This is a genomic window from Bacillus solimangrovi, assembly GCF_001742425.1.
GTDB classification, from domain to species: Bacteria; Bacillota; Bacilli; order Bacillales; family Bacillaceae_N; genus Bacillus_AV; species Bacillus_AV solimangrovi.
Genome location: NZ_MJEH01000004.1, coordinates 17,949 through 43,502 on the forward strand (window position 1 = coordinate 17,949; position 25,554 = coordinate 43,502).

General features: G+C 35.1%; 27 protein-coding genes and 1 other annotated feature. Of the genes, 19 read left to right on the top strand and 8 right to left on the bottom strand.

Going from position 1 to position 25,554, the window contains the following annotated elements:
- Positions 1-68: 68 nt before the first annotated feature.
- Positions 69-962, bottom strand: a complete 894-nt coding sequence (locus tag BFG57_RS01730) for an RNA polymerase sigma-70 factor (protein WP_245676684.1) — start codon at positions 960-962, stop codon at positions 69-71.
- Between the two features lie 202 nt (positions 963-1,164).
- Here BFG57_RS01730 and BFG57_RS01735 point away from each other — a divergent pair, with 202 nt between their 5' ends.
- Positions 1,165-1,932, top strand: coding sequence for a GNAT family N-acetyltransferase (locus tag BFG57_RS01735; protein ID WP_069715739.1), 768 nt, complete (start codon positions 1,165-1,167; stop codon positions 1,930-1,932).
- Positions 1,933-2,097: 165 nt separating this feature from the next.
- On the top strand, positions 2,098-3,075 hold the full coding sequence (locus tag BFG57_RS01740) for a DUF4097 family beta strand repeat-containing protein (protein WP_069715740.1): 978 nt from the start codon (positions 2,098-2,100) through the stop codon (positions 3,073-3,075).
- A gap of 112 nt (positions 3,076-3,187) precedes the next feature.
- Here BFG57_RS01740 and BFG57_RS01745 read toward each other — a convergent pair whose 3' ends face one another.
- Complete coding sequence (locus BFG57_RS01745; protein ID WP_069715741.1) at positions 3,188-3,904, bottom strand: SDR family NAD(P)-dependent oxidoreductase; 717 nt, start codon at positions 3,902-3,904, stop codon at positions 3,188-3,190.
- A 301-nt stretch (positions 3,905-4,205) separates the two neighbouring features.
- Here BFG57_RS01745 and BFG57_RS01750 point away from each other — a divergent pair, with 301 nt between their 5' ends.
- The 11 genes from BFG57_RS01750 (at position 4,206) to BFG57_RS01800 (ending at position 13,057) form a co-directional block, all read left to right on the top strand.
- Positions 4,206-5,114: a DMT family transporter gene (locus BFG57_RS01750; RefSeq protein ID WP_069715742.1), complete on the top strand. Its 909-nt coding sequence runs from the start codon at positions 4,206-4,208 to the stop codon at positions 5,112-5,114.
- Positions 5,115-5,153: 39 nt separating this feature from the next.
- Positions 5,154-5,714, top strand: coding sequence for a GNAT family N-acetyltransferase (locus BFG57_RS01755; RefSeq protein ID WP_069715743.1), 561 nt, complete (start codon positions 5,154-5,156; stop codon positions 5,712-5,714).
- 30 nt (positions 5,715-5,744) lie between these two features.
- Positions 5,745-6,212 carry a GNAT family N-acetyltransferase gene (locus tag BFG57_RS01760; RefSeq protein WP_069715744.1) on the top strand — a complete coding sequence of 156 codons (468 nt, stop codon included), beginning with the start codon at positions 5,745-5,747 and terminating at the stop codon, positions 6,210-6,212.
- Between the two features lie 99 nt (positions 6,213-6,311).
- Positions 6,312-6,773 carry a GNAT family N-acetyltransferase gene (locus tag BFG57_RS01765; protein WP_069715745.1) on the top strand — a complete coding sequence of 154 codons (462 nt, stop codon included), beginning with the start codon at positions 6,312-6,314 and terminating at the stop codon, positions 6,771-6,773.
- Positions 6,774-7,017: 244 nt separating this feature from the next.
- Positions 7,018-7,815: a Cof-type HAD-IIB family hydrolase gene (locus tag BFG57_RS01770; RefSeq protein ID WP_069715746.1), complete on the top strand. Its 798-nt coding sequence runs from the start codon at positions 7,018-7,020 to the stop codon at positions 7,813-7,815.
- Between the two features lie 221 nt (positions 7,816-8,036).
- Complete coding sequence (gene rsgA, locus BFG57_RS01775) at positions 8,037-9,077, top strand: ribosome small subunit-dependent GTPase A (RefSeq protein WP_069715747.1); 1,041 nt, start codon at positions 8,037-8,039, stop codon at positions 9,075-9,077.
- A 165-nt stretch (positions 9,078-9,242) separates the two neighbouring features.
- A complete protein-coding gene (locus BFG57_RS01780) occupies positions 9,243-10,130 on the top strand; it encodes a hypothetical protein (RefSeq protein ID WP_069715748.1) in 888 nt (295 codons plus the stop codon).
- Between the two features lie 234 nt (positions 10,131-10,364).
- Entirely contained in the window at positions 10,365-11,243 is an 879-nt protein-coding gene (locus BFG57_RS01785) for a hypothetical protein (protein ID WP_069715749.1), read from the top strand.
- A gap of 14 nt (positions 11,244-11,257) precedes the next feature.
- On the top strand, positions 11,258-11,773 hold the full coding sequence (locus BFG57_RS01790) for a GrpB family protein (protein WP_069715750.1): 516 nt from the start codon (positions 11,258-11,260) through the stop codon (positions 11,771-11,773).
- A 48-nt stretch (positions 11,774-11,821) separates the two neighbouring features.
- Positions 11,822-12,427 (top strand): hypothetical protein, encoded by a 606-nt coding sequence (locus tag BFG57_RS01795; protein ID WP_069715751.1) that lies wholly within the window; start codon positions 11,822-11,824, stop codon positions 12,425-12,427.
- Between the two features lie 60 nt (positions 12,428-12,487).
- A complete protein-coding gene (locus tag BFG57_RS01800) occupies positions 12,488-13,057 on the top strand; it encodes a hypothetical protein (protein WP_069715752.1) in 570 nt (189 codons plus the stop codon).
- A gap of 32 nt (positions 13,058-13,089) precedes the next feature.
- Here the strand turns inward: BFG57_RS01800 and BFG57_RS01805 are convergent, their stop codons facing one another.
- From BFG57_RS01805 to BFG57_RS01815, 3 genes are all read right to left on the bottom strand, one after another.
- The gene (locus tag BFG57_RS01805) at positions 13,090-14,004 is read right to left on the bottom strand and encodes a right-handed parallel beta-helix repeat-containing protein (RefSeq protein ID WP_069715753.1); all 915 of its coding nucleotides are present in this window, start codon (positions 14,002-14,004) and stop codon (positions 13,090-13,092) included.
- A gap of 34 nt (positions 14,005-14,038) precedes the next feature.
- Complete coding sequence (locus BFG57_RS01810) at positions 14,039-14,347, bottom strand: alpha-helical endospore appendage domain-containing protein (protein WP_069715754.1); 309 nt, start codon at positions 14,345-14,347, stop codon at positions 14,039-14,041.
- A gap of 260 nt (positions 14,348-14,607) precedes the next feature.
- Positions 14,608-15,270: a TetR/AcrR family transcriptional regulator gene (locus BFG57_RS01815; protein ID WP_069715755.1), complete on the bottom strand. Its 663-nt coding sequence runs from the start codon at positions 15,268-15,270 to the stop codon at positions 14,608-14,610.
- A gap of 245 nt (positions 15,271-15,515) precedes the next feature.
- Between BFG57_RS01815 and BFG57_RS01820 the strand changes: the two genes are divergently transcribed.
- The 3 genes from BFG57_RS01820 to BFG57_RS01830 all read left to right on the top strand — a co-directional run bounded on the left by BFG57_RS01820 (position 15,516) and on the right by BFG57_RS01830 (position 18,159).
- A complete protein-coding gene (locus tag BFG57_RS01820) occupies positions 15,516-16,370 on the top strand; it encodes an SDR family oxidoreductase (RefSeq protein WP_069715756.1) in 855 nt (284 codons plus the stop codon).
- Between the two features lie 93 nt (positions 16,371-16,463).
- Positions 16,464-17,483, top strand: a complete 1,020-nt coding sequence (locus BFG57_RS01825; protein WP_139125028.1) for a right-handed parallel beta-helix repeat-containing protein — start codon at positions 16,464-16,466, stop codon at positions 17,481-17,483.
- A gap of 232 nt (positions 17,484-17,715) precedes the next feature.
- The gene (locus BFG57_RS01830; protein WP_069715758.1) at positions 17,716-18,159 is read left to right on the top strand and encodes a hypothetical protein; all 444 of its coding nucleotides are present in this window, start codon (positions 17,716-17,718) and stop codon (positions 18,157-18,159) included.
- An 83-nt stretch (positions 18,160-18,242) separates the two neighbouring features.
- On the opposite strand, the gene BFG57_RS01835 is transcribed toward BFG57_RS01830, so the two are convergent.
- Positions 18,243-19,781 carry a multicopper oxidase family protein gene (locus tag BFG57_RS01835; RefSeq protein WP_069715759.1) on the bottom strand — a complete coding sequence of 513 codons (1,539 nt, stop codon included), beginning with the start codon at positions 19,779-19,781 and terminating at the stop codon, positions 18,243-18,245.
- A 90-nt stretch (positions 19,782-19,871) separates the two neighbouring features.
- Complete coding sequence (locus tag BFG57_RS01840; RefSeq protein ID WP_139125029.1) at positions 19,872-20,159, bottom strand: hypothetical protein; 288 nt, start codon at positions 20,157-20,159, stop codon at positions 19,872-19,874.
- 277 nt (positions 20,160-20,436) lie between these two features.
- Here BFG57_RS01840 and BFG57_RS01845 point away from each other — a divergent pair, with 277 nt between their 5' ends.
- Positions 20,437-20,994, top strand: a complete 558-nt coding sequence (locus BFG57_RS01845; RefSeq protein WP_069715761.1) for a hypothetical protein — start codon at positions 20,437-20,439, stop codon at positions 20,992-20,994.
- A 74-nt stretch (positions 20,995-21,068) separates the two neighbouring features.
- Here BFG57_RS01845 and BFG57_RS01850 read toward each other — a convergent pair whose 3' ends face one another.
- Positions 21,069-22,490, bottom strand: a complete 1,422-nt coding sequence (locus tag BFG57_RS01850) for an alanine/glycine:cation symporter family protein (protein ID WP_069715762.1) — start codon at positions 22,488-22,490, stop codon at positions 21,069-21,071.
- Positions 22,491-22,845: 355 nt separating this feature from the next.
- Positions 22,846-23,062: a binding site (T-box leader), on the top strand.
- An 86-nt stretch (positions 23,063-23,148) separates the two neighbouring features.
- On the opposite strand from BFG57_RS01850, the gene proB reads away from it, so the two are divergent.
- Both proB and BFG57_RS01860 read left to right on the top strand, forming a co-directional pair.
- On the top strand, positions 23,149-24,276 hold the full coding sequence (proB, locus tag BFG57_RS01855; protein ID WP_069715763.1) for a glutamate 5-kinase: 1,128 nt from the start codon (positions 23,149-23,151) through the stop codon (positions 24,274-24,276).
- Positions 24,273-25,517 carry a glutamate-5-semialdehyde dehydrogenase gene (locus BFG57_RS01860; RefSeq protein WP_069715764.1) on the top strand — a complete coding sequence of 415 codons (1,245 nt, stop codon included), beginning with the start codon at positions 24,273-24,275 and terminating at the stop codon, positions 25,515-25,517. Before proB ends, BFG57_RS01860 begins: the two co-directional genes overlap by 4 nt.
- The last annotated feature ends 37 nt before the right edge of the window (positions 25,518-25,554 follow it).

Here is a 25,554-nt window from a genome sequence, read left to right on the forward strand (position 1 = left end):
TGTAAGACAAAATAGAGAGTTGAAATGTGACATAACTAGTGAAAAAGTATTAACTTTTTTATTTACTTTTACAATGGTAACGAGATATGCCTTAACTTATCAGGGTTTGAGATGATATAAATTTTCTTTATATTTGTTTCGGTTTGATCTAGTGCAAAGTAAATCGCCTTAAGCGGCTGTCCGTCTTGAACGTGTAAAACGCCACTTTGACCATTAATAATAATTGGTTGTAGCTCTCCATAGAAACTTCCTTTTGAAGCAATACCTTGTAAAAATGCTGATACGCGTTGCTTCGATATAATCGGGTTCAATGCAGCAATTACTTTGCCACCACCATCAGTAACAAGGACAACATCTTCTGTAAGTGTATTAATAAATTGATCGAAGTTTCCAGTTACAGAAGCTTGTATGAATGTTTTTGTTAATAAATCAACTTGCTTAGAATTTGTTAGGCTGGTCGAAGTTACACCATTTAACTTACGTTTCGCACGGCTGAATATTTTCCTGCAATTCACCTCTGTTTTATCTAATATGTTAGCAATCTCATTATAATCATATGCTAATGTTTCTCTAAGAACGAACACAGAACGCTCAATTGGTGATAATTGCTCCAATAATAGGAGGAAGGCATACGATATTGATTCATCCTTTATTATTTTTTCGAACGGTTGGTCTAGTGTTTGTATCTTAGGTTCAGGCAACCAAGGGCCCACATAAGTTTCTCTTCGATGACGAGCTGATTGTAACAGGTTCAAGCACCGATTATTTGTCATTTTTGAAAGGTATGCTTTCAAATCGGTAATTTGTTCTATATTAATTTGCGTTATATGTAGGAATACTTCATGTACGATATCCTCTGCATCGGAAATTGAACCGAGCATACGATATGCAATTGAGAATAGATGTGAGCGATACGTGTTGTATATGGTTTCAAATTCGTTCATTTCTTCACCTAGTTTCACTTTATATTATTCCTAATCTTATACAATTGTCGGTGAAATTGAAATAAAAACATTCGAGTTATAAATAGCTTGAACGGAATTTTCACGTTTCAACTAACCATTAGTGAGTAAAAAAGGAACTCAACCATTGAAGGAAGTATCTGTTAATATTAGAAGGGAATACTCATGAATGATTGAATAGTTAGAAAAGGAGTGATGAGGAATGGAATTCATTCAAATAACGAAAGAAAATATTGAACATGAGCATATTTGCTGTGCACTCGGAGCGAAACAATATAAGGATGCTGTAAGTGAGAAGAAGAAATGGTTACGTGCGCGAATGGATGATGGGTTAGTGTTCTATCGATTAAATGAGCGAGCAAAGACGTTTATAGAATATGTACCTGCTGAAAGGGCATGGGTTCCAATTCATGCACCAAACTATATGTATATTAATTGTTTATGGGTTTCTGGAAAATATAAAAAGCAAGGTTATGCAAAGCAATTGATAGATTATTGTAAGCGAGATGCTATTTCACGTGGTATGGATGGGATTGTGCATATTGTAGGTAAGAAGAAGTACCCGTATTTAAGTGATGCGCGTTTTTTCGAACATGTAGGGTTTGAAATTGTTGATGAAGTGGAGCCGTATTTTCAATTAATGATGTTAAAGTTTAATGAACAAGCAGATGATCCAACTTTTAAAAGGCAAAGCCGATCAGCTGTCGAACATGACAAGGGAATACATATTTATTACACTGTACAATGCCCCTTTGCAGTTGGAATATTAGATGACTTACGTGAAGTAGCAGAACAAAATCAAATTCCTTTTTCGACAAAGATGATAACAACAACAGAACAAGCCCAAAGCGCTCCAACCATTTGGACGACATTTGGTTTATTTTATAATGGAAAATTTATTACTCATGAAATCATGAGCGCAAATAAATTTGAAAAGCTGTTAACAAAACTATTAGCAGAAGATAAATGACAATGAAACTAACGTTAGTGAGGAACTTTGATCTCTTCATTAATGTTATTTTTAAACATTTTATGTATTTTTATTCGTTTCATTGTATTGTTAACCGTTGGATCGTATGATGTAGATGTGGTAATTGATAGAATATTTTCAATCAAATTAAGGGAGGGAAAATTCATGAATAAAGTATTGCTGGGAGTACTAATCGTATTTTTTGTCGGTGTATTTTTATTCCTCGTTCCAACTCAACCGACAGAACAAATACCTGTGAATACAGTAGATATAGAAGATTCGATTGGTAATAATAATGAAATAAAAGAAAGTGAGATGAATATGCCATCGGACAAATTATTTTCTAATTTGGTAGATTTATATGAAAGACAAGTAGTTAACAATACAGATATAAAAAATATTAACATTAACTTCTCTTCAGGGGATGTCCACGTAGTGCCATCCGAAGATGATACCTTTGTTATAGAAGTGAACGGAAAAGTAAATAAAAGTATTCAAGATAACTTTAAATTAGATATTGTGGACAATGGAGACATGTTACAAGTGCAATTCAAAAAAATAAATACACCTTTTCATACTGGAATTTCAATGATGGATACAACCATTACAGTTGCTTTACCTGAAAAAACATATGATGTGATTAACATTGAAACATCTTCTGGGGACATTGTTGCGAATGGGATAAAAGTATCAGAAATTGATATCTCTGCATCTTCTGGTAATGTTGAAACAAAAGGGATCGTTACGGATTTATTGAATGTGTCTGCTTCATCAGGACATATTAAATCATCGGATCAAACTGTAAAGGATTCATATTATGAGGCATCGTCTGGTCATATTGATTTATCGAATATAACTGGAAATATAACTGGGTTCACTCGATCTGGAGATATAACAATTCGTAATGATGAAGCAATTGGAAATATTTCTGCTCAAGCTTCAAGTGGTGATGTTATGATTGAATATACGAAGACACCATCATCATTATCGATTCATTTTAATAGCGGTTCAGGTAGAGGAATAGTAGAGCTTGATGGAGTCGACTATGTGGAAAACTCAAAGGATAAAATTATTGGTACAATCGGTTCTGGTGAGTATGAATTAAATGTAGTTGTTTCGTCAGGAAATTTCTCGCTTCGTTAAACGAATAACTAGAGTCCTATTTGAATGATAGATGAGGACTCTAGTACTGATCTAATTTGAGATAATAAGATTCATTATAAAATTTGTATTTTCTAAATAAAGTACAATGATTTTAAGAGCTCGTATCCAACATGGCTGGCATATTTATTTCTTTTACACATGACGCTTTTGACAGATGTGTTATCGTTTTTACGAGTGAAATGATATCTTGAACAGGGATTTTTGTTCCTTTGTAGGTGGAAAGTGTCTTTTCTAATCCTGCTTCATATGGAATTGCTGCTGCAATATTGCCGGGGTTTATACACGTTACACTTATTTCATATTTTCTTAAGTTCTCACGTAGAGAATTACCGATACCACGTACTCCAAATTTAGAAGCGACGTATGTTACTTGTTTACTTTCGTTATTCTCAATTCCATCAGCAGATCCAATTAATATAACTTTTGCATTAGCTGATTGTTTTAGGTTCGGTAATAATTTCTGTGTACATAGGATCATTGACGTTGTATTGACAAACATAATGTTAGCAATATCGTTCGGATCATCCTTCTCAAAATCATAATGGTCTTCAAATCCTTCTTTCTCCCATATTCCTGCATTATAAATGAGCACGTCGATCGGTTCATCTCTGAGCGCGTCCGCAATACGGTTGCTTGAATCATTCGACGATAAGTCTGCCTCGATCCAATGTCTATGCACGCCATCATTCACTGCTAAACTTACTGGGCGACTTCTAGAAACGATCCAAACATGGTCCCCTTGTTCAGGTAAGCCCTTAACAAAAGCATCACCTAGCCCCTTACTCGCACCTAAGATAACATAATTCATGAATATTCCCTCCATTTGTAAATAGTGTGATAGCTATATATCATACTCGTATAATACATGCTACAATTTATCAAAACCTCAATCGAAATAATGGAATGTTCATACAACTTTCGTCTGAAAAAAGTATAATACTCGTTAATCGTTCATCTCTTAATCTTTTAGGGCAATAATAGAGTATTGAATCCTATTGGAAAATCTCTTAACATTGGTAAGTAAAGGTAAAGGATTTGTTTTTGTATAGTGATGATTCCGACTTTTTAACTTATTGTTAGAAATTTCAGCAACTAGAAGAGGTGTGTAAATGACAAAGTTTATGTACATCTTTTGTACGCTCGTCTGGGGACTAAACTTTATTGCAGTGAAGATCCAAGGCACACCTGTAAGCCTTGAATTATCACTAATGTATCGGTTAGTGATGACGGCTGTATTATTTTGGGTTTTGGTAGCTTTCTTAAAACCGAAGCGAATACCAGTTAAGAGAGACATTCCTTTTGTCATGGTATTTGGTATATGTAATTTTGCTTTAAGTTATTTATGTTTGTATTATGCGACCATCTTAAGTTCCGCTGCAATTGTGACATTAATCTTTTCATTGAAGGTAATTATGACGCCAATTGCAATTTGGTTGTTCCTAAAAGAACCGTTACATCCCCGTTTGTTAGTCGGGGGCAGTTTAGGTGTACTCGGTGTAACCATTCTCATGTATCCACAATTTCAAAATGGTCAAGCTTTTGACGGAGTGCTACAAGGAGTTGCGATTGCGATTGTTGGAACGATTTTAACAGCTATAGGAGATGCGTGTTCAGCAAGAAATGCACAGCAAAAAGTAGATCCGATCTACGCTAATGCAATTGGCTTCTCAGTGGGAAGTTTGATTTTAGGAATGTTTGTCATTTATAAAGGGGATGAACTGGCATTTTCAATGTCATTCTCTTATATAGCAGCTCTACTTTATTTAACAATTGTTGCATCTTTTATTGCGTGGTTCTTTTATTTAAAGCTAGTAGAACGAATCGGTGGCTCTCAAAGTGGATATATGGTTGCATTGTTCCCAGCTATAGGAGGAATTGCTTCAATTATCATTGGTGAATCTACACCATCGTTATATTTAATATTCGGATGTATTGCAAGTTGTTTAGGTGCAGCCGTGGCATTAGGCTTCTTCTCTCGACAACGAAGTAAGAGAGTCGTCGATGTTGGGATTGAATAACGGATGATTTAACAAATTACATAAGGAATGTGAAACAAAATGATTTTATATGAGACAGAACGATTAATACTTCGTCAAGTCGATGATAGCTTTGCACAACAGGTACTCGCATATTACGAAAGAAATCGAGATTTTTTAACTGAGTGGGAAGCACAGAAACCAGCTGAGTTTTATACAATAGACGTTCAGAGGTTGAATCTAAGAAGAGACATCGAGATATTCGCACGAGGAGATTCCCTGAAGTTGTGGATCTTTAAAAAAGTAGATAACGATTATTCAAATGTAATAGGGTGTATTACGTTTAGTTTAATAACACGAGGTATTTTTCAATCTTGCTTTGTCGGTTATAAACTTGATCAAGGTCAATTGAATCAAGGGTTCGTAACAGAAGCATTACGTAAGGCAATTGAGGTTATGTTCAAAGATTTCGGTCTTCACAGAATCGAAGCACCAATTATGCCAAGAAATAAAGCTTCAATAAAAGTTGCAGAAAAATTAGGCTTTGAGAATGAAGGTTTATCTAGAAAAATGTTAAAAGTAAACGGGATTTGGGAAGACCATATACGTTGGGTTTTGCTAAATGAACACGAACAAGAATAATACAAAATGATATAGAACAGGTGTGATAGTATGATTCGTGTGTTCCAACAAGAGGATAGAGATTACGTTATTAATTCACATTATGAAATATATAATCAAGAGTATCAATATGACTTATCTTTTCGAGATTTTATTGAAAATAGTGTTGATGGGTTTGTCGAAAGATCCAGCGATGATGAACGAATTTGGATTGTCGAGAATGAAGGACAGCCTAGAGGCTCCATTAGCATAAAAAAAGTCGACGATCATGTCGCGCAATTAGGTTTGTTTCTCGTTGAGCCCGTCCTTAGAGGGACAGGTTACGGTCAGCGCCTCGTACAAACTGCAATTGATTTTTGCAAGGAAAGAGGTTATAAGTCGATTATTCTATGGACCAATTCTGATCTCGTTGCTGCAAGGAGAATATATGAAAAGTATGGTTTTCATCTGGAACAAACAAGAACAACGGTTTTGTCCAATCAAACATTAGTTGAAGAACGTTGGGAAATGTCTATCTAATCTCAAACTGAATCCCTTAGGTCAAATAAATTGCTTCTATATAATGTTTTATGTCAATAAAATAAGAAGAGCAACTAAAGTCAGTCAGGAGGGGTTCATTTGAATATTAGACGAACGACAGATTATGAGTTAATTGCAAAGTTGAACAAACCTGTACATGATTTGCACGTGAAGCTGTATCCAGAATATTTTAATGAATACAATTTCAACAACATGAGGAGAATGTTCCGAAGTCTTATTCATAATCGAAATTTTATGTTCATGCTAATTGAAGATGAGGGAACAGCTACTGGATATGCTTGGATTGAATTTCGTAATAATCCAGGTAACGTATTTAATAAGAGCTATTACTCAATCTACGTTCATCAAATTAGCATCGTTGAGACAAAACAGAACAAGGGTTACGGTACAAAACTGATGGAAGAAATCTATCGTATTGCAAAAGACGAAGGCATAGAACTAGTAGAGTTAGACTATTGGATGAAAAACACCGTCGCAAAAGATTTTTATAAGAAGCATGGATTCACAAGAAATCGAGAATTCGTTTATAAGAAGATGTGAGAGCGGAGTAGCATATTTGAAGAATTTGAGAACAAGCCTGCACAAGCAAGTGCAGGCTTAAGCGATATTAAGCAATAAAAAATAGAGCGTGGTCATGAATAACCGCAAAACTGTATGTACGAAACAAACTTCATTATATTTCGTACATACAGAATGATAGCTAGTGATATAGACAATGAGTGTGAATGAATTGTTTTCTTTGTAGCAGTGTTCTTATCTATACATTATTAATGAGGTGACTTGCATGCAAATTCAAGCAGTTGTTCTTGACTTAGATGGTACTTTGTTGAATTCTAATAAACAGGTTAGCGAAAGGAATATGAGCGAACTTAATAGGATGATTGAGTCGGGTATGCCAATCATTATTGCAACTGCTCGTCCACCTCGTGCAGTGAAGCGGTTCCTACCTGATGAGATTCTAGCTTCCTCTATTATGGTGTACTACAATGGAGCGATGATCGTTAATGAACATTTGAAACTTAATGAGCATTATTCGATCAGCTCCCAATTAAGTTCTAGAATCATTGATTACTTAATTGAACATGAGCCAAAGCATTGGTTTTCGATTGAAGTAGAAGATGAATGGTACTGTTTTCAAGAGATTGATTATACTTCTATGATGAATATAACAAGTAATCCGAAACAGATAGATCTAACAAGGGTAAGAGAGGTTCATCCTACTAAAATATTAGTATCAAATTTAGATTCAATCGAGTCCTTTACTCGTGAGTTTGAGCAAGTTTGTACAGTGATTACAACGGATTCAAATTCGTTGACACAAATCATGAGAAGAGATGTCTCAAAAGAAACTGCGATTTCATTGTTATCAAGACTATTAGATATTTCTCTAGAGAGGATCGCCGTATTCGGAGATGATTATAATGACATAGGTTTGTTTAAGGCATGTGGTTATCCCATTGCAATGGGAAATGCGATTCCACAATTAAAAGACATAGCGTATCACATTACTGACACGAACGATGATGATGGTGTAGCCGTTGTATTAGAATCTATTGTTAACGAACGTAACATTAAGAAATGAATACATAGCTTAATTAATTTAAAATAATAATAATTTTTATATGTACTTAAACAGGTAATATGATACAATACTTGTAATTAATTGAACGGACTTGAAAGGAGTGATGTTTTATGATTATCGTAGTAAATCAAACAAGCGGACTAAATATAAAAACATTAATGGGAGGGCGTAGCGTATAACGATTAAACGATGTCCTCCTGTATACACTAGGAGGAAAACAATTGTACGAATTAAACAAATTAGGGTTTGATGTATTTTTTGAAGAGCAAGTAGTGGATTCTTCATATGAAGTAGGGAGAATTGCGACATTAGCGAATGGCATTTATAAGATTCTTTCAAAAGAGGGAGAATTGCAAGGACAACTATCAGGAAAATATTATCATGAAGCAGAATTAACACGAGATTTCCCTTGTGTCGGTGATTGGGTACTTTTTACCCCATTATTAGATGAGGGAAAAGGCATCATTCATCAAACGTTGGAACGGAAGAGTCTTTTATCACGTCAAGCTGCTGGAGAGAAAACAATTGAACAGCTTATCGCAGCAAACGTTGATACAGTCTTCTTAGTCAATGCGTTAAATAAGGATTTCAATGTTAGACGAATGGAGCGCTATCTCACTCAAGTGTACGAAAGTGGTGCAAACCCTGTATTCATCTTAACGAAGAAAGATTTGTGTGATGATGTTGAAGAGAAGATTAGCGCTGTTGAAGAAGTTGCATTTGGCGTTCCAGTTATCGCTGTAAATACTTTACAAAGTGATGATCTTGAAGTGATCCGATCGTTCGTTGAGACAGGTAAGACGATTTCACTTATTGGTTCTTCTGGTGTTGGTAAGTCAACCTTAATTAACGGTTTATTAGGGGAAGACATCCAACGAACACAAGGGATTCGTGAAGATGATGCGAAGGGACGTCATACGACAACACATCGTGAGCTATTCATGCTTCAAGGTGGTGGAGTTGTCATTGATACGCCAGGTATGCGTGAGCTTCAATTGTGGACGGATGAAGAAGCAACCGATGAAGCATTTCAAGATATTAAGGAATTAACTCTTCAATGTAAATTTAGAGACTGTCGACACGGAAATGAACCAGGATGTGCGATTAAGCAAGCTATTGAGATAGGGGAACTAAGTGAAGAAAGATATAGAAGTTATCGTAAGCTACAGAAAGAAGCTAAGTTCCTCGATCGTAAAGAAAAATACGGTGTTCATCGAGCAGCACGTATGCAAATGCAAGATTTAAAAAATGGAATTAACTAAGAACTCTTAATGCATGGTATAGTTAAGTGAATTTAGAGAAGGTACTCATATTAAATGAGTACCTTTTTTTGGGGTGTAAAATCTACCATTATTTTCTATTGATAGAGTGAATGAAACATAATAGTGTGGTAAAATAATACCATAATTTAACTAAGGAGATAAAAAATGAAAAAAATGATCATGTCAATTACGATTTTGATGCTATTCTTAGTTTCTTGCTCAACTCCTACACATGAAACTGAGGAAAGTGTATCAATGGAAGAAACATATAAACCAGAGGATGAGATGTATGTACATGAATATGACCGAACGTTCTATATTAAAAATTATGCACGACTAACGGATGAACAGCTTGATAGGTTTAAAAAAGATATCTATGATGCTGTTTTATATTTAGAGGAACGTTTTCATGATCGGATTGATGAAAAAAAATATTATATTTCAGTAGATGTAGGGTATAAAGCCAGTAATGCAGATGGAAATAGCATACATTATTACCGTTATTTAGAGGGTAGAGCAGGGATAATACACGAATTGACACATGCGATGCTAGGTTATCAATTTGGTGGTTACTTTACTCAAGAAGGTTTGGCTGTTTATATTCAAAATAAATACGGGGAGTTTGGATATCCTTCCAGTGATATATCTATTCATTCATTAATGAGTTATTTTAAAGAAAATAACAAGTATATTCCATTAGAAACATTAATGAATGAGGAGCTTGTAAGCAATTTTGGTGGCAAATATGCTAATGAGGTACTGCAGTGGATGGCTTATACAGAAGCTGGTTCATTTACAGAATATTTAATTGATGAATACGGACTTGAAATGTTCATGCAATTATACAATCAACCAGAGTTAGCTTCAAAGGTTGAAGAAGTGTACAAGAAACCATTATCACAATTAGAAGAAGAGTGGCTTAATTTTATAAAAAAACAATCAACTGAAGAAGTAGCAAAATTGTTTGAAATACCATATTTAAAAGATATAAATGAAAGACTTTTAAAATCAAACATTCATGAATTAATCAATACTTATGATTGGTCTTCATAGTTGCAATTTTATAGGTTTACAATGATAGATTTGAAAGAGTCTCAAATGCAAGATTTAAGAAATGGAATTAACTAGGACTCTTAATGCATGATATAGTTAAGTGAATTTAGAGAAGGTATTCTATTTAAAGAGTACCTTCTTTTTATTTTTTATGGTAATTTTCTAGTATTTACCACAAATGAAGTATGATAACATGATAGAATGTATACCATAATATAACTTAGGAGAATAGATATGAGAAAAACAATTGCTTCTATAACGATTTTGATAATGTTCTTAGTATCTTGTTCTACTTCAACGAATGAAACAGTAAAAAATGTAGCTAAGAATGAAAAATATGAACTTGATATACAATTTAAGGTAGAGGAATTCAATTTAACTTTTCATGTGAAAAATAACATAAAAATAACGAATGAACAACTTGATAAGTTTAAAGAAGAAATTGAAGCAGCTGTTTTATTTTTAGGTGAACATTTTCCTGAACGAATTAAGTACGATACATATTATGTTTATCTAGAGAGAGGCAGAGAAATAAGTTACGTATATGAAAACTATATCTATTATTATCGGTATTTGGAAGGGAGAGCACCAATTCTACATGAGTTGACACATGCGATGCTCGGTTCTTCAAAAGGAACTAGCTTCTTTACGATAGAGGGTTTAGCTGTTTATTTCCAAAACCAATATGAGGAGTTTGAATTCCCTTCAATGGATACGTCCATTCATCAAGTAGCTGGATATTTTGTGAACAATAACAAATATATCCCATTAAATATACTAATGGACGAGCAACTTGTAGATAATTTTGGTGGGAAATATTCTGATGAATTACTTCGGTGGATGGGTTACATTGAAGCTGGTTCATTTACAGAATATTTAATAGAAGAATACGGACTTGAAATGTACATGAAAATATACGATCAACCAGAATTAAATTCTAAAATTGAAGAAGTGTATAAGAAACCATTGTCACAATTAGAAAAGGAGTGGCTTAACTACTTACAAAAAAATTCTACTAAAGGTGAACCAAAGCTGTTTAGTGAGCCATACGACTATTTTATAGAATTGAACGAACAACTCTTAAATTCAAATATCCTTGAATTAATCAAATGAAGTGAGGTAAGAAAATGTCACACCCAATTGTAGAAATCTATGATTATAACCCTGATTGGGCTACGAGGTATAAAGTTGAGAAGATTGCGATCATGAACGAAATTGAACAATGGGTTCTTAAAGTCGAACATATCGGTAGTACATCTATAAAAGGCTTAAGTGCGAAACCAATTATTGATATTTTAGTAGGTATTGATACATTAGAGCAAATTGATGCACTCTTTCATCCATTACGTAATGCTGGATATACGTACGTTCCAATGCCACAATTTCCGAACCGAGAGTTTTTTAGAAAAGGACCTAAAGGTAAAGGCACTGTTCATCTACACATATGTGAACTAAATGGTGAAGAGTGGTTTGAAAAGATTCTGTTTCGAGATTATTTAAGAAAGAATCCTGAAGCAGCACGAGAATATGAACGGTTGAAGCGAACACTAGCAGTAAAATATCGAAATGATCGACAAACATATACAGAAAAGAAAGTACCATTTATCAAAAATATAATAAGAGAAGCGATGAAACAGAAATAAGTTTTAAAAAATATTATGGCGTACTAAATCATAAAAATGGTGATACATATGAAAAAGTGGATACAATACATTATTATAATTACAGTCATTTTCTTCATTTATTCACGTGATAATGACGATCTAAAAGATAAAGGAACATTAGATATTACGAATCTAGAAGTTTATGAGGAACATATCCAAATGGCAATGAGATTAGGCTATAACATTGGTAAAATGCCTACGCGATATACAGCTGATTCACTTGATACAGCTGTTCGTGCATTACCGTATGAATTAATCGTTCCTACACAATTGCCAGCATCGTTTAAAGACTTTGAATTACTGTTTATCACGGATTGGAATAATAAAAAAGATCGTAAAGAAATTGCGATTGAAATGTGGGCAAAACCAATAGAAGGTGAATATCCATTTATACGCATCTCTGCAAATGATTTCAGTTATCCATCAGAAGATGAACTAATTGAAGATAGTGAGATAATGCGAGTAGGAAATAATCACGATGTGTATATAACAGTTGATGAGTATACAGTTAATCTGAATTGGATTGATCAAAAAGTCTATTATAAAATTAGTTATCTTGCAGGAGCGAATCGTTATGATGAGGAAAACGCAAAGCAAGTAGTCCTTCAATTAGCAAAACAAATGATCCGCTAGCTTCGAGACTTAATATAATAGTTTACGAACGATAGTTGTTATAAAGGAGAAGCTATTAATATGAGAAGAAGTAAAAAAAAGTTTATTTTCTTCTCTACCGTACTTGTTGTGATAGTTAGTTGGGCACTGCTTAGAACATTAATGTATGACCTTGACCAAACAGAATTAGCAAACATAGTTGAAGATCTGCCATTCGAAGTCAAAACACCTACTAAAGTTCCGTTCAAACAAATGAAGGTATGGGGCTCAACGATTGCAGATGATCAGCAACAGATTACGATTGATTTAACGAACATTAATAAAGAGTCAGTAACCATTCGTATGACGACAAATGAAGTAGATTACTTTTATGATAGTAACAAAAAGAAAGTAACAATAGACAAGGGCATACAAGGAATATTCATTGCTAATGTCTCTAATAAACGAATTTTAGCTTGGGAAGATAACGGTGTCCAATATGAAATTACATTTTATCCGAAGCTGAAAACTTGGGAAGTAAGTAAAAGACAGTTGATTAAAATGGCTCAATCGTTTCAAAAACTTGTGTTCTATGTAACAAACAGTCGGTTGTTGACACAAAGCGACTGTTTGAATGTCTTATCCAGTTTAGAAATATTCCTAGATTTATAACTTTACTATATTTTTACAATCGATGTTTAAGATTAAGAATTACAAATAATTGGAGGAACACTATTATTACACTTATTCCCATCAAAGGTATTATCAGTTGCAGCATCTCCAGGTGCGTTAATATCTAAGTCTACATTTCGTGTCACTTTGTTAAAACTAATCGTATTAAAATCGGCATCGCTATCAACGTCAATTCCAATTCCTGTAACCGCATCAGGGTCTCCATTTTTACGAACGATATTTGAATCGATGCGATTGCCAGTAGAAAGACTTAATGTAATACCATTATTAACATTGTCACATGATTTATTATCTAGAACTTGGTTATTGTCAGCATTCTCAGCAATTAATATTCCATCAAGTTCATTTTTAAGTGCGGAATTTCCAAACAAAATATTCATATCACTATTAATATTGAAGCCAAATTGACCATTTTCTTTTGCAAGGTTGTTTTCTAAGATACTCATTCCACTTTCATTAAGAACGTAACCATCGTTTGTATTGTTCCGACTTTCATTTTCTACTAGACAGTTGTTTGCTCCAACAACTACAAATCCATCAGTATTGAATGTTGCTAAGTTATTGATCAGTAAGTTGTCATTTGCCTCAACTGAAAACCCTGTCATGTTAAAGCTCGCTTCTACTTGTTGGATGACGTTATTATCTGTATTAATTTGTACACCTGCGCCGCCTCCATAGCCTTGAACGGTAAAGCCTTGCAAATGAGTTTGTGTTCCGTTAACAACGACACCGTTACTACTACCCATTGCTGGATTCCCAAAGATAATTGTTTTACCAATACCACAGCCGACAATCTTAAGGCGATCGACGGTTATATCGAATCCATCAAATGTTCCAACTAAGATTTGAATTGTATCACCAGCGTTTGCATTATCGATTGCATCTTGTACAGTAGGTTGATCAGTCGGAACTACAATGATTGCCATAAGCTTTCTCCTCCTTTCCTATTTCCTATTAGCATTAACAATCCTCAACAGTGTCGAATAATTGCTGAATGTTTTCTACTTTGAATTGAAGTAACATTTCTTTCTTAATGACCGTCTTTAGTACGTCGTTAACGTTATCGTTGACTGAGAGTAAGTCATCGATTGTTAAGCAGTCATCATTAAATGCGGCAACAGCTGCTTGGATCTTCTCGCCTTCTGCATTCATAATGTGTGCTAACGCTAACTCCTCAGAACCTACTGAAGCTAAAAGGTACAACAATACATTGTTTTTCTCGAAATCTGGTAATCCATTAAAATCCTCTGGGAAATTCGGCATACCCATATGATATCACTCCTTGTTTAAATTTGATTTACACTGTATTTTATGATTGGCATATCAATTTGCTTGTACAGATGACTAGAATTGAAAATAGTAATAAAAAATGGGTGTGAAATGGAGTAGTTCAGTGGTTTTTAAATTGTAGGGGGGATGTATGAATTCCGTTGAAAGTTATTCATAAAAGAAACAACCCCTTCTGAAGTTTTATCGTTTTAACTTCAAAAGGGGTTTATAGGTGTTACTGTAGTCTATTAAACGTGTGCTTACATCGTAGTAGAAAATTTTTGAACGAGCTTTTTTAGTAACTCGTGAATTTTATTATCGTCTATTTCGTTTAAGTATTCTGGATGAATTAATTGATGTTTCGTTAATGAATAGTAGTCGAGTAATGCTTCGTATAACGTCATATTCATTTTAGTTAACAGTGCTGGATCGAATAGTTTTCTTAATAAGAACTGATCTTGCATATGAAGTAAGTAAATATTAATTGGGTTAAATATTCCTTCATTCTGGTATTGATCGGAAATATGAGAAATTTGTTCATTCCGCTTATCGTGAGCATCACTTATTTTCTCATAAAGGGTAGGATAACTTGTTTGCAGATCGTTCAAATATTCATTTGAAATGTAGAAGGCAATCAATAACGATTGTTCAAATGATTTTTGAAAGTGCTCGCTATATGATGCGTTATGATCAACGATAGTTTCTCCTATATCAGTAATATAACTCACGTAAAGGTCAACGATAGATTCAATAATCTCTTCTTTTGAAGAAAAGTACTTATACATTGTTGCTTTACTAATATCCATAATTTTTGCAATCCGTTCAATTCGAAGCGAGCTGACACCTTCTTTTCGGATAACAGGTAACAATTTTACTAATAACTTCTCTCGCATCGCATTTTTCTTTTCGATTTCTATAGACATTGCGTTCACCTTCCTAATGTTATTATAAGATATTTTTCTATTTGAGCAAATAAAACAAACTAACTGAACTAAAAATAACAAAATAGTTTACTTTGTTTATATTTCGTGATAATCTTTACTCAGAAACTTTGATAAAGACACGCTATTTAGCCAAGCTAAAAACTGTCATTACGTTCAAATTGAATGTTTTTAATTAAAGAGCTATAGAATTGTCTTATATCACACTTAAGAAAGAAGGATGAATAATGGAAAAGCAAATTGCAGTCATTACAGGAACATCTACAGGTCTTGGTCTGGCATTAACAGAGCAATTAGCAAATGAAGGTTGGAAAGTCTATGCGACAATGAGAAATTTGGATAAATGTCAACCGATTCGAGATTTACAACAAACCGGCTTAAGTGTTGAGTTATTACAATTAGATGTACAATCACAAGAGTCGGTTGATCGAGCAATTCAAACAGTAATCGAACGAGAAGGACATATCGATTTATTAGTGAATAATGCAGGAATCGGTTATATTAAAACGACTGAACAATCTTCGGAAGAAGAATATATAAATGTATTCGATATTAATACGTTCGGTGCGATTCGGTGTACGAAAGCAGTTCTTCCATATATGCGTGAGAGAAAACAAGGAAGAATTGTCGCGGTTTCATCTGTAGGTGGTTTAGTAGGTCAACCATTAAATGAAATTTATTGTGCAACGAAATTTGCATTAGAGGGTTATTATGAGAGTCTTGCAACGTATGTTACACCTTACTTTGGGATCGAGTTCATGATTGTAGAGCCAGGTGGGATTTCATCTGAATTTGCAAACAGTGTTCTAAAAGGAGTTGCTAGCAGTGGCGGATTCCAGAAGGACGACTTTGAGCCAGTTATTAATGACTACATGGGTAATAGAGAGGGAAGATCTGATGGCATTTTCCAAACACCATCACAGGTAGCTGAAGTCATCATAACAAAGCTTCATGCACAACCACTTCCTCTACGTGTTAGAACATCAGAGTGGTCAGAAAAGTTCTGTGAGTTTAAAACAAAAGAAGATCCAACTGGCTTGCTACAAACGAAAGCTGTTGTGAAAGATATGTTGGGGAAATAATAAGTTCAATAAGTGCTGACCTGTTCAAAGAGTGAATAGGTTAGCACTTTTTTTATAAGGTACATAAGAGAGTTCGAAAAACTTAAATTTCACGTGAAATATATAGTCGAATATACATTTTCAGACGAAGTACAAGCAAAACAACCCACCTATTCATATGATTTAGTATTTCTAAATTTAGCGAAGGGTGTGTTGAAAGTGACGATACGTATTGTGCCTACACAATTTGCAACGGTACAGGATGCAATCACTGCAGCCAATCCTGGTGATAGTATTCAAATATTAGCGGGTGTGTTCGATGGGTTTCAAGTGACGAAGGAAAGATTAAATATTTTTGGTTGTGGAATTGGAAAAACAATAATTGCGGGAACGCCAGCGCAAGGGAGTAATTCCGGAATATTTGTAAATGCAAATCAGACTATTCTTCAAGGCATGACTGTTCAGGGGTTCTCTGAAAATGGCGTGTTAATCTTAACGAGTCATAACATATTGAAACATATTGAATCAAAATTCAATATGCGTCATGGTTTTGACGGGGATGTGGCTTCTAATAATAACTTAATATTGAAATGTATAGCTACATTTAACGGAATTAGTGGATTCCGTTTTAATGATAGTGAACATAATTGCTTAATAGATTGTCAATCTAAGTTGAATGATTCTAGTGGATATCAGAGTGAAGCACCAAATAATATGTTTATAGCATGTTCATCTGTAGAAAATAGCACTGGGTTTAATATTTCTGCGTCTCATACTTTATTTAATAATGTAGTGAATAAGGAAGGAGGAGATGGAATTAGATTATTTGGTAGTAGTAATAACATCATTCAAAATAAAGTAAGTAACAGTATGGAAAATGGAGTAAGGGTGCTAAATGCAACAAGTTTACATGTTATCGATTCAAATATTATTCGGAATAATGGTGTTGTTTCTCCTGCGAATACGGCGGGGATAAAAGTTGAAGCGTTGTCTAGTGGGAGTACGATCCGCTTTAATAAAGCTAATGGAAATATCGATGTGGATATTGAAGCAATGGCTCCTGCGAATACGAATAATACATTTGATGGTAATAAGTGTATGAATAGTATTCCTATAACGATATGTAATTCTTAGTAACGGTATCTTGAGTCATTTAACATTCACTTCAAACTTTCATAAATTCAACAAAGCTTATTCTTCCTTCATTGCTAAGAAGTTCATCTAATTAAAAAGAAACACATGGTTGGTAGAATCATTAATTTATTGTTTGTTTTTAATGTTACCAATAAACTCATTCAATATCTTACAATGTGACTAAAATGAATTATTATATAATTATAGGAATTTATAGGGAAGAGGTGAGAGTATGAATTGGACTCTAGTAGAAGATAAACAAAATCTTGAAGAACTTTCGAAGACATTCGGTTTCTTTCACGATAGCTGTATAAAGGAACTGTATATGTGGACGGGGAGTTATGTGAATGAGAACTTATCTATGAATGTGCCATCAGAATTTAGTACGAACGTTCGTATCTTGTTCCAGAGGCAGTATCGTAACCCTTCAGCAATAGAACTTGTTTTTGAAGGTGTAACTCAATTTCATATCACTCCGCAAGGAGATGGCATTATTTTAGGAGCAAAACTCATGTTACACGACGGGTTATTTTATTGGGCAGATGACTCTTCTTGGGAACTAGAGCAAGCAGCTAGCAATAAGTATAACTGGATAGCGGCTAAAAGTATAAAATGGCGTGAAGTTAGTTCGTGGATTGGGGAAGAAAATAGGTACGGAGTAATTGCTACAGATTAGTTTGTAAAGTGGATAATTAGATCATAAAACAAGCATGAACTATCTTCTAAAAAGATAATTTTCATGCTTGTTTTATATGTGTTTTATTCGTCTATAACTATATATGGGCGCATCATTTCATAATCTTCATGCTCTAGTATGTGGCAATGCCAAACGTAACGACCTGAATAAGGACCGAACGGAACGATGATTCGTGTGATTTCACCTGGATCAGCCCGCACGGTATCTTTCAAACCACGTTCATTAAGGTCGGGCAGCCTTTTCGGACCTGTTGTACGAATTTTACCTGTTTTTTTATAATAATCAACATCAAATGTTTGACGATCGAGAACTTGGAAGCGAACTAAATGTAGGTGGATTGGATGTGATGCTTCAGTAAGGTTAATGAACGTCCATGTCTCAATGCTACCGAGCTTCGGATCTTCTGAGATTGGGTCAGTCCACAGCTTTCCATCTAATAAGTGAATGTTTCGTTCGTATTGATCTGGTCTTAGAACGAGTGTGAGATTACGATTGTTACTAGCATCTTTTTCAGTTAATTTTGGTATGTATGTTAAGAAGTAAGGGATGATGCTATCATCTTTGCTTGATAGTGGTTTCGTAACGCGAAATTCCATAACGAATGCAGTAGTATCAGGGTCAACATCATCTCCTTGAGGGTATGGGGAAGCAGCGTCATTTTTTAATTGAATGAATTGATTAGGATATTCAGAGAAATCGATAATAATATCTGCTCGTTCTGCTGGTGATAATAAAAGCTCAGAAACGATGACAGGCTGTTGTAGTAAACCTTGATCAGTTCCAATTTGATAGAATGGTTGACCTGAAGATAAGCTTAGGTTGTAAAAGCGAGCATTAGAACCATTTAAGATACGAAAGCGATATTTACGAGGTTCAACTTCAAAATACGGCCATACTTTCCCGTTAACTAATATCGTATCTGCAAAAAAATCAGGTAGAACAGAAGGATCAACTCCTTTAACAGGTGGCTTCGGTTGTCTCGGATAATACAAAGAACCGTCTGGCTTAAAGGAGCGATCTTGAATGACAAGCGGAACTTCAAAAGGTCCTTTCGGTAATCCGAGTGATTGCTCATGTAAGTCATAGATGAGATACATACCGACTAAACCTGCATAGATGTTTAAGCGAGTAATGCCCATTGCATGGTCGTGATACCATAATGCTGTTGGTGGTTGATCATTAGGATAACAATATACGAATCTTGAGAAGGTAGGGCCAACAATTTCAAATCCATGAGTGAACCAGCTTTCAGGATACCCATCACTATCTGATGGTGTTGCACCTCCATGTAAGTGTACAACTGTCCTCACTTCAGGATTCCATTCTTCTGCGCCGTGAACCGTTGTATCGATAGGAAGAAAGTGCTTTCTCGGTAATTCATTTTTCCAGAGAACTTCAATCTTTTGGTTGCGCCAGACAGCTATCGTCGGTCCAGGGAATAATCCGTCATATCCCCATATTTTCGTCGGAGGTAAGTCACGATGAAGCTTCTGTTTGCATTGTAGCATGGTCACTTCATAATATGGGATACCATTATTTATCGCAGTTGGCTTAAGAATAGGCATGATAGGCATTGGGTCTACAAATTTTTCTAAATTCATCTTCTTCACCCTCTCACAACTTCACATCTTTTGCTATTTATATGAAATGAGTTTGGAAGATATCCAAAAAAATAACAGAGATATAAATAATCACAACGTTTGTTGCCCCATTCCTAATATAAGGAAAAAGTAAGGTACAGCGATGAGCAATAAACCAATTGCAATCATATATTTTGTAATCTTTGGTGATAGTGCTTTTTCAGTACCGCTTTGGAAAAAACCGTTGAATTGAAGTTTATTTCGGTAAATGATGATGATAAATATCAATATTCCAGTTAGTTGACTTAAACTAACAAAGTTATTTGTTGAAGTCGTGCCAATGATCAGTTTAACAATAAGGGAATTAATGTAACCAAATATCGCGAATAAAAGGAACATTATAACAGTAACTCGAATTAATTCTAATAAGAATGTTATTAGTTTGTTCAGTTTGTACACCTCCATGTTATCATCATGTCTTTATAATATTGAGTTGGTTAATAGAAGTTGTAATGTGCCCATACTGTTTAGTTATATATAGAAATAGTTAAATATATTAGTAATGTTGAAAAATTGCTTCATAGATAGAAGTATTACTCTATTATAATAATTTACATAATTAGGATGCAAATGTTTTTGTAATGATTTAATTTGATATAGTTGAGGTGTGATTATGATGAAGCGAAGGTATATCATTTTGCTTGCAATTGGTTGGCTCGGTCTAGGTGTATTTTTTTATTTATGGACTGAAGCAAACGATGAGATTAAAGCTCATAAATATGCGCAGAAACGCATGTTAGAACGTATTATGGAAGATATTAATAGCCACCTATTTTTAATGACCAAATTATATGAATCATATGAAGATGATTTCACATTTCGTGAACTGAAACTATTTCAAAAAGCAATTTTAAATGATCAAAGGGCAGTCGAACACCTTAGCATGGAATTACATTTTGTAAGTCAGAATGTGTTTGATTTAAGTTTATTTTTGTCTGAACGTTATAACATCTCGATTTATAAATTTCTATATGAAACTAGTAAGTCAAGAGATTTGGATGAAGAGTTGGCAAAGCAAATTTCATCAACTCTATACATCAAGCTCAATGAATTATCGGAAGTTTTCTCTAGAGAAAAAGATAATGAGATGACTACAGAACAGTTGTATAACAAATGGATTGTAATAATGACAGAAACCGATCATGATTTAACGTTATTAACGGACATTTATTGAACTATGGTAATGATTAAAATGAAAAATCCGCGTCCTATGAATAGGTGCGCGGATTTCCTTGTGAGCTGTTACCTTTAATTACTTTCTTGCTTTTTACTTCCTTTTTCACCCCAGCATTCCACATTTTCTAAGCCGTGAATATTGTCAACATGGAAAGTTGGGTTTTGACCAGCTTTTCGCTGTTTCAAGTAATCGTCGAGAGCACTAAATGCAAATTTACCGAGTATCGCAATAACTACTAAGTTAATGAGCGCCATTAGCCCCATGAATAGATCTGCTAAACTCCAAACGATATCGATTCCAACAACAGAACCCCATAGTACCATTGAGATAACAACCGCACGATAGAAGTACATTAACCCTTTGTTTGAGTTAATAAATTGAATGTTAGACTCACCGTAATAATAATTTCCGATAATTGAACTGAATGCAAATAACAGAATTGCAAATGAAATTAAGTAACCTGCCCAGCCACCAATATGAATGTTTAATGATTCTTGAAGTAATTCAATACCAGTTAGATCACCAGTATCATTACCAGCAAGTAAAATAATGAATGCAGTAGCTGAACATAGGATAATCGTATCAACGAATACACCTAATGTTTGAATTAGACCTTGTTTAACAGGGTGTGATACATCAGCTGTTGCAGCAGCGTTTGGAACACTACCCATACCCGCTTCATTCGAGAATAGACCACGCTTAATTCCTAACATAATTGCAGCACCTACACCACCACTAGCCACTTCACGAAAACCGAATGCACTTGAAACAATTGTTCCGATCAATTCAGGGATAAGCGTGAAGTTCATTGCGATAACGATGACAGCAATGACAATGTAAACAATCGCCATAACTGGTACAACAATCTGTGTGAAATTGGCAATACGTTTTACACCACCGAAGATAACTAGTGCTGTAACAATGGCAAGAAAGATACCTAACAGACCACGACTCATCTCAAATGAGTTATTGAATGCAAGTGTAATTGTGTTTGCTTGTAATGCATTGAAGACGAAACCGTAACAAATGATAAGTAAGATAGCGAAAATTATACCGAGCCAGCGTTGGTTTAGTGCTTTTTCTATGTAATAAGCAGGGCCACCACGGAAGAATCCTTTTTCATCTTTTTCTTTATAAATTTGTGCTAATGTACTTTCAACGAAGCTTGATGCTCCACCGATTAGTGCAATAACCCACATCCAGAATACTGCTCCTGGTCCACCACCAGCGATTGCAGTTGCAACTCCGGCCATATTACCAGTGCCAACACGTGAAGCAGTACTGATTGAAAATGCTTGGAAAGATGAGATACTGTCTTTCGATTTGTGTTCAGGACTTTCTTTTAATAATCTGAACATTTCGGGAATAAGACGAAATTGAACTAACTTTGTACGAAGCGTAAAATAAAGACCTAACGCTAGTAATGTAGCAATGAGTAACTTCGACCAAATGAAGTCATTTAACATTCCGACAATTGAAGTAATAATATCCATAATCTAACATCCCTCTCCGTAATATTAAACTGCTTGCCAAGCGCATAGTTGCTAACGTTCTCGTTGCTATATCAAATAATTCAAAATATTATTTATTATTATATAACACGAAAATTTATTGGCGCACTAATATACTATAGCAAATGAATAAATAGTTTGTAAATAACCTATTTGTCACACATGTTAACTTTTCTAACATTAAAAAGAACATACACATTGTATTATTTCACAAAAGTATTATATTATTTCGAAATATCACTGTCTGAAAACATAATTCAAGAAAATGTACGATGTTGAAAAAGATTAAATAAATCATTGACATAATGATTCAATCTAGTGCATAATAATCAACAATATTAAAGTGTTGAAGAGGATTAGTAAACAATGATTATGGTGAAAGAGAGTGGAGCTCATTGGCTGAAAAGTTCCATCATTCGTTAACTTGTTGAACCTGCCTCAGAGCTGTCGGTGAAAAGCTGACCGCTTACCAGCGTTAACGGTGTGAATGAGTGGGCACTTGAACTTGCCAACAAAAGGTGGTACCGCGGAGATAAAGTCTTTCCGTCCTTTTTTATAAGGATGTGGAAGGCTTTTTTTATTATAGATAATTGACTAAATAATCAAATAGTTGTATAAAAATTCACAAAGGATGGTTGGAATGACGAAGAAACGTATCGTCGTGAAGATAGGAAGTAGCTCGTTAACAAATGAGAAGGGAGGCTTGGCTGAACAGAAGCTATCAGAACACGTTGACGCATTAGTTCGTTTGAAAGAAAGAGGTCATGAAGTGGTGCTTATATCTTCAGGGGCTGTAGCGGCAGGCTTCACAGATCTTGGGTATCCGACACGACCGATTACAATTGTAGGGAAGCAAGCAGCAGCAGCTGTCGGACAGGGGCTATTAATGCAAGGCTATACAGAAAAGTTCAAGACACATCAGATTGTAACTGCTCAAATGTTATTAACAAGGCAAAATTTTCATCAAAAGGAACAGTACTGCAACGCTTATAATGCATTAAATGAACTACTCAAACGAGGTGTACTACCAATCATCAACGAAAATGATTCGGTTGCAGTAGAGGAGTTAACGTTCGGGGATAATGATATGTTATCTGCTCTCGTTGCGGGAATGATTCATGCTGATATGCTCATCATTTTAACTGATGTGAACGGGTTGTACGATAAAAATCCAAAAGTGTATTCAGATGCGAAAAAATATGCGTTTCTTCCATATATTGAAGAACAGTTATTCCAAGAAGCATCGGAAGAGTCTTCTTCAGGTCTTGGTACAGGGGGGATGCGTTCGAAGATTGAAGCGGCACAAACATCGCTATCACTAGGAATTAGTGCATTCATAGGTATGGGAGAAGGTACGGATAAATTAGTGGATATCCTTCAAGGTAAAGGCAATGGGACGTATATAGGAAACCCTGTTCGTGCCCATGTAAATAATACGAAGCAGTGGGTTGGACTACATTCGGAAGTGAAAGGAACGATAGTCGTTGATGAAGGAGCGAAGCTGGCACTTACACAGCGCCAAAAAAGCCTGCTTCCAGCTGGTGTTGTGGACGTAACAGGAGATTTCAGTGCTGGCGATGTTGTTGAGGTTATCGATCAAAAGGGCAAAGTGCTTGGCAAAGGGCAAGTGAACTATGAAAGTGAGGAGCTTCAGACGATTAAGGGGTTACCGAGTGATGAGGCAATTGAGAAAACAAATCGAAAAAGTAAAGTGGTTATTCATCGAAATCAATGGGTAGAAAATGGGAAGGAGAGTGTTATCAAATGAGTGAATTAGTGAAAAAAGCTCAGTTATTGCAAGCTGTAAGTAGTGAAATGGCTGTAAAAACAACAGAGCAGAAGAATGAGGCATTACGTCTTATTGCGAAAGAGTTGTTGGCACAATCTACATTTATTATTGAAGAAAATGAAAAAGATATTTCAAAAGGTAGAGAGAACGGTCTTAATGAATCATTAATTGATCGACTTGCTTTGTCACAGCAGCGTATCTCTGAAATGGCAGATGCATTAAACCAATTAACAGAGCTGAATGACCCAATTGGTGATGTCATTGACGAATGGTCTCGTCCAAATGAATTACAAATAAATCAAGTACGAGTTCCCTTAGGTGTCATCGGGATGATTTATGAAGCTCGTCCAAATGTTACGGTTGATGCAACAAGTTTATGTCTTAAAACGGGAAATGCGGTGTTATTAAGAGGTAGTTCGTCAGCATCATATTCCAATCAAGCGCTTGTGCAAGTTATCCATGATGCGTTGAAGAAATCTTCACTTCCATATGAAGCAGTGCAATTGTTACATGATACGAGTCGTGAAACAGCTTCTGAGATGTTCAAGCTAAATGAATATCTTGATGTTCTAATTCCACGTGGTGGTGCAGGCCTAATCCAAACTGTTGTAATAAATGCGAGTGTACCTGTCCTTGAAACAGGTGTCGGTAACTGTCATATCTATTTAGATGAAACAGCTAAGAAAGATATGGGAATTTCAATAGCAGTAAACGCCAAGACTCAACGGCCTTCTGTTTGTAATGCCGCAGAGACGATTCTCGTTCATGAACAGTGGGCACAGGAGCACTTAGGAGATCTAATCGTTGCTCTACAAGAAAAGAATGTGCAGATACGAGCGTGTAAACGTGCCAACGAACTAGTTGACGGACTACATGAGGCAGTTGAAGCAGATTGGTCAACAGAATTTTTAGACTACATTGTTGCTCTAAAAGTTGTGAGTAATGTCTCTGAAGCTATTACACATATTAACGAGTATGGAACGAAGCATTCAGAAGCAATTATTTCTGAAACAGATGTGAACATTGCAGACTTCTTCCAACGTGTTGATGCAGCAGCACTTTATCATAATGCGTCTACACGTTTCACTGATGGGTTTGAATTTGGCTTCGGAGCTGAAATTGGCATTAGTACACAAAAGCTACATGCACGTGGACCGATGGGATTAACGGCTTTAACATCTGCAAAATACATTGTAAGAGGAACAGGACAAATCAAATAAAATGAATCTATTATATGAGCTCGTGACTTTGCATAAG